The organism is Mesorhizobium sp. M7A.F.Ca.ET.027.03.2.1 (assembly GCF_003999175.1).
Taxonomy (GTDB): Bacteria; Pseudomonadota; Alphaproteobacteria; order Rhizobiales; family Rhizobiaceae; genus Mesorhizobium.
Map to the genome: position 1 here is coordinate 1 of NZ_RZOM01001014.1, position 2,242 is coordinate 2,242.

Consider the following 2,242-nt stretch of genomic DNA (forward strand, 5'->3'; position numbering starts at 1 on the left):
GACAAACACCATGCCTGCAGCGGCCAAATTTACCGGTTGCGCACCACCACGCACGCCCCACCGACACTTTGCAATTTCTGGCAAATAACGTTGGCATCGGCGCGGCGGTCGACACCGATCCTGACCGCGTAGATGCCGCGCCGGCCGATCGGCGTGCGCACCCGGCTGACCACCGGATCATGCCCGTTGAGTAGGGCCGGGAACCGGCTCCTTACCCTGACCCACTGGTTGATCGCGGCGCTGCGGCGAAAATTGCCGGCCACCTGGATGCCCCATGGCTTCATGTTGATCGAAGCCATGGCCACCGTCCGCGACATGATCACCGGCAGTTTTCGGCAAGCGACGGCAAACTCCGTCTTTGCGTCGAGCGGCTCGACCTTTCCAGCATAGGCCCGGTCGGTGAACTTGTCGGCTGGTTCGCCCATGATGTCTAAGACATAGCTTTCGGTTTCCATCGGCAGGAAACCGCCGGAGCTGAGCCAGCGCGACACCCGGCTCTCGCCGGCATTGTAGGCGGCGGCCGCCAGGCCGAGATTGCCATAGCCGGTTTTCATTTCGGCGAGATATCTGGCCGAAGCCGGGATCGCCTGGTTGATGTCGAAGGAATTGGCAAGCCCGCGCATCTTGGCGGTGCCCGGCATGAACTGGGCAATGCCTTCGGCACCGACCGGACTGACGGCGTTGGGATCGAAACGGCTTTCCTTCCAGATCAGCCGGGCGAAGAATCCCTGGACAGGCCGTTCTGGTCGGCATTCGCCTGGATCAGATTGCAGACCTTGTCGATCAGCCGCTGCTTGGCGGATTGCGGCGGATCGGCTTGCACAAGGGTCGACCAGGTCAGCCCGTACAGCAGGATCAGCGCTGCCCAAAGGAAACGCTGCATCGGTTCTACTCGGCCGCGGCCTTGCCGCGACCGAACCGTTGCTCGATATAGTCGGCGACCATTTTCTCGAAATCCGCGGCGATCGACGGCCCGCGCAGCGTCGCCGCCTTTTTGCCGTCGACGAAGACAGGCGCCGTCGGCATTTCGCCCGTGCCGGGCAGCGAAATGCCGATATCGGCATGCTTGGACTCGCCGGGGCCGTTGACGATGCAACCCATCACCGCGACCTTGAGGTTCTCGACGCCGGGGTATTTGTCGCGCCACACGGGCATGTTCTTCCTGAGATCGGCCTGGATGTTCTGGGCGAGTTCCTGGAACACGGTGGAGGTGGTGCGGCCGCAGCCGGGGCAAGCGGCAACAATCGGCACGAACTGTCTGAACCCCATGGTTTGCAGCAATTCCTGCGACACCTGCACCTCGCGCGTGCGGTCGCCGTTCGGCTCCGGTGTCAGCGAGATGCGGATGGTGTCGCCGATGCCTTGCTGGAGCAGGATGCCCATGGCGGCCGACGAAGCGACGATGCCCTTCGAGCCCATGCCGGCTTCGGTCAGGCCGAGATGCAGCGCGTGGTTGGAGCGGGTGGCGAGTTCGGTATAGACGGCTATCAGGTCCTGCACGCCGCTGACCTTGGCCGACAGGATGATTTTTTCGCGGCCAAGGCCGATCTCTTCCGCCATCTCGGCCGACAGGATCGCCGACTGCACGATCGCCTCGCGCATCACCTCCTGGGCCGTCAGCGGAAAACCCTTGTCCTGGTTGTCGTCCATCAGCCGGGTCAAAAGCTCCTGGTCGAGCGAGCCCCAGTTGACACCGATGCGCACCGGCTTGTCGTGCCTGATCGCCATCTCGACGATATCGGCGAACTGGCGGTCCTTCTTGTCCTTGAAGCCGACATTGCCCGGATTGATGCGGTATTTGGCCAGCGCCTCGGCGCAGGCCGGATGATCGGCCAAAAGCTTGTGGCCGATATAGTGGAAATCGCCGACCAGCGGCACGTTGATGCCGAGCCGCTGAAGCCGCTCATGAATGCGCGGCACGGCGGCGGCACTCTCGTCGCGATCGACGGTGATGCGCACGATCTCCGAGCCGGCCCGGTGCAGCGCTGCGACCTGCGCAACCGTCTGGTCGATATCGGCCGTATCGGTGTTGGTCATCGATTGGACGATAACGGGCGCACCGCCGCCGACGACCACGCCGCCGACATCGACGCTGACCGACGTGCGGCGGGGGAAAGGAGAGGAAAAATATCCGGTCATGCCGGCAGCCTTTTGTCTCTGGAGCATCTTGTGTCCTGCATGGACGCACAACGACGCCCCGGACCTCAGCGCATCGGCCCGGGGCGTCGTTGTGCGTCCATGC

Annotated in this window: 1 protein-coding gene and 1 pseudogene; both read right to left on the minus strand. The window is 63.5% G+C overall.

The features are described 5' to 3' along the window. Positions 1-29: 29 nt before the first annotated feature. Positions 30-883, minus strand: a pseudogene (locus EN750_RS30440) (lytic transglycosylase domain-containing protein). A 5-nt stretch (positions 884-888) separates the two neighbouring features. Next, positions 889-2,139 (minus strand): flavodoxin-dependent (E)-4-hydroxy-3-methylbut-2-enyl-diphosphate synthase, encoded by a 1,251-nt coding sequence (ispG, locus tag EN750_RS30445; RefSeq protein WP_164873938.1) that lies wholly within the window; start codon positions 2,137-2,139, stop codon positions 889-891. Positions 2,140-2,242: the final 103 nt, after the last annotated feature.